General features: G+C 52.4%; 2 protein-coding genes. Both read left to right on the forward strand.

Annotation, left to right across the window (positions count from 1 at the left end):
- A partial coding sequence (locus tag ACOYNV_RS26740) for a hypothetical protein (RefSeq protein ID WP_422902861.1) occupies positions 1-333 on the forward strand: 333 nt, incomplete at its 5' end.
- Positions 334-395: 62 nt separating this feature from the next.
- Complete coding sequence (locus tag ACOYNV_RS26745) at positions 396-3,194, forward strand: ABC transporter substrate-binding protein (protein ID WP_422902862.1); 2,799 nt, start codon at positions 396-398, stop codon at positions 3,192-3,194.
- Positions 3,195-3,449 lie beyond the last annotated feature (255 nt).

Consider the following 3,449-nt stretch of genomic DNA (forward strand, 5'->3'; position numbering starts at 1 on the left):
TTTCAACGTGCCTTGGGCAACGCGCTGGCCCGGGGCCTGCCGGTCGATCGTGCCCTGGCCCTGGCCAACAAGGCAGAGGAAGCCAATTCTTTCCGCTTCCCGCTGTCGGGCGCGGAAGCTCGACTGCTCGGTGGCAAAAACACCAAGGCTAAATTCACCCAGGCAGATGGCAAACCCTTGCCCAACTGGCTGCGCTATGTGTCAGAGGTCAAGGGCTTCACAGGCTTCAAAGCCGCAGATGTGCCTGAAGGCGCTTTCCCCATGCCGATCATCATCAGCGTAGCGGGACGGCAGATGCGGCTGACCATTACGGAAGGCAGCGTACGAAAATGAGCTTTCACCCTGCCCGACGTTTCCCCGTTTAACTTTTCTGAAAACACCCCATGAACAGACTAATGACGTTTCTCCACAGCGACAAAAAATGGAATATTTTTGGTCTGATTCTGTTGGCCATTGTCGTACTCGGCTCGGTGCTGTCTTTGCTGACTAATATTACGTTCATCCGCGATGATGCCAATACCCGACCGCGCATCGCCGTGGTCGGTCCGATGAACGGGGCGCTGGCACCGCTGGGTTTGTCGCTCAAGCAAGGGGCTGAACTCTACGTCGAATCGCTCAACAAACGGGGCGGGCATAAAGGCCGTCTGGTCGAACTGGTGGCCTTCGATGAACAGCCTGATGCCGCCAAAACCATCACCGCCGATAGTCGGGTGATCGCCGTCGTGGGTTACGTCTCGCCGGGTCTGCTAAAAGACGCGGTGCCGCTTTATCAAAGCAAGAAGATCGCCGTCGTCACCCCCTTGTTTCAGCAAGAACCCCTGCCCGGCGTGGCATCACTGGGACTCGACACCAAAGAGCAAGCCCGTTTCGCCGCCAACTATGCGCGCAATGTCGTTCAGCAACGCTTGATGTACATCGTGCGCGAGGCCGGCCCGGAATTTGATCCGCTGGTTGAACCTTTTCTCGATGTCTATAAGCGTTTTGACACGCCGGTGCGCGAAGTCTGGACCCTCACACCAGGAAGCACCACCGATGCCCAGCTCAAGAATATTCTCGATGAGATCAAGAAAATTGACATCGGTGCCATCTATATTGCAACCAGCCCGGAACTCGCTGCCCGGCTGGTCAAGGGCATTCGCAACACCGGCAATGCGCTGGAGGTCTTTGGCCCGGAACAACTGGCCACCGAAGCCTTCAAGGCCAGCCTGAAAACCCTTTCCGGCAAAGATGCCACGATCCAGAGCCACGGCATCGTGACGGCCACGCCGGTCCTGTTTGACACCGCCAACGACGAAGCCCAGCAGTTCCAGACGCGCTATCAGAAGAAATTCAATGCCTCGCCGGATTGGCTGGCGACCATGGCCCACGACGCAGTCAATGTGGCGCTTTCAGCCAAGCCGGGCGAGGATGAGGTCAAGGGCCTGAGCGGTCTGATCAACTTTAGCCAGGGACAGGCACAAATGCCGATCCAGATGGGGGTTTATAACGGCGACAAGATCATTTCAGCCCCGGTGCAACTCCTGCCGATTGCCAAGGGTGCCAGCTTCAACTACATCGAGGCACTGCGGCAGGGCCGCGTACTCTATGTCAATGACCGCTTTATGTTCAAGACTAACGTGGTTTATACCGGTGTGCGCCTGAATGAAGTCAGTGATCTTGATCTGCAAAAAGAAACCGCAACGCTCGATATGTCGATCTGGTTTCGCTATCGTGGCAACTTCAAGCCGCAAGAACTCGACATTACCAACGCCATTGAACCAGTCAAATTTGATACGCCCGAAGAAAGCAAGTCGGGCGATGAACTTCAATATCGCCGCTACCGCATCAAGCAAAAATTCAAACTTAATTTCACCACCGCCAAACGCGCCTACGGTCAGCATATTGTCGGTATCAACTTTCGCCACCGCCAGCTCAACCGCAGCAATCTGCTTTATGTGGTGGATGTATTGGGTATGCCATCAGGTACTGCCTTGGTCGATGAATTGTTGCGCCAAAAGGTGGTTAACCCAAGCAGCGGCTGGGAAATCGATAATGCCTGGTTATCCCAGGAATTGATTAAAGAACAAAGCGACGGTGCGCCTCAATATGTCGGGCTGACCGGCGAACAACCGCAGTTTTCAAAAATCACCCTTGGCGTTTTACTTAAACCCGCCAGCATGAACGCCCGCGATGTTATTTCTGGTGAATATTTCATCTACATTGCCATTTTTGGCCTGCTCGGCAGTATTTTTGCCATTATTCTGGATCGTCCCATGGCTGGTGACAGACGGAAAATCAATCGGTTTTGGTCGGCTCCTTCCTGGCTGCTGCGGGTAATGTTCTGGCCATTGCTGCTGCTGTCGAGCGGAAACCTGGTGCTGGATTACGCATTTACCCAATTTACCCAAAGCACCACCCGAACATTGGTGAATGTCTATGAAGGGCTGTGGTGGGTGATCGGAGCGTGGCTTATCGATATTGCTGTCAGGCGCTTTATCTGGAGCGGGCTGGAGAAACAATCCAAACGCATGGTTCCCAATGTCGTCAAGTTCTTTACATCCTTGGTGATTTTTGCGCTAGCCATAGCTTGCATCATCGCTTTTGTGTTCAATCAGACACTGACTAGCCTGTTGGCCACATCGGGCGTGCTGGTTATGGTTGTTGGCTTGGCGATTCAGTCCAATATCGCCAATGTGTTTTCCGGCATTGTGCTCAACATTGAGCGTCCGTTTCGTGTTGGTGATTACATCAAGATCAACACCACGCTTGGCCAGGTGATCGACATCACCTGGCGCACCACGCGGATCGAATCCAACGATGGACAATTAATCTGTCTGGCAAACTCCAAGGTGGCAGAGGCGGAGATGCAAAATTTCAGCACCACCCCGCATGGCATAGCCGCAGAAACTATATTTCACCTAAACCCGGATATTGATCCGGCCATCGTTCTGGCGATCATCACAAAAGCCACAGTCCATTCCAAGGCCATTGCTTTCAAAGACGACCCGATGTATGAGCCAATGGTTCGCTTCAAAGGCATGGTTTGTGATAACGGGTATTGGGTGGCCGAATACGCAGCAGGTTATCGTGTCAAGATTCTGCCGAAGAAATCCAAGGCCAAAGAAGAGTTATGGAACTTCGTGCATGCCGAGTTCAAAGCGCAGGGCATCGAACTTTTCCCCCAAATTAGGTCTAGTTTAAAAACCCCTGTTTAGGCGCTTTACGTCTTTTATTTTTGGCGTGGTTAAAAAATAGGGCGTCTCAGGAAACGGAAAAAATCGTACGTTAAGGATTTGGAAACGGTCGTAGCGGTCTGAATTTACCGACACCGACCCAATCCATCATTGCACTGAGCAATTTACCCCAGTGACTTCGAGCGACTGTCCAAGTTGGGGTTGTACCAGACATTCCGGACAAAATTTTATTTGCTATGTAACCTTATGATTTATATGGAATTCGTCGATTATTGG

Origin of the sequence: Propionivibrio sp. (assembly GCF_049316945.1) — a bacterium.
Taxonomy (GTDB): Bacteria; Pseudomonadota; Gammaproteobacteria; order Burkholderiales; family Rhodocyclaceae; genus Propionivibrio.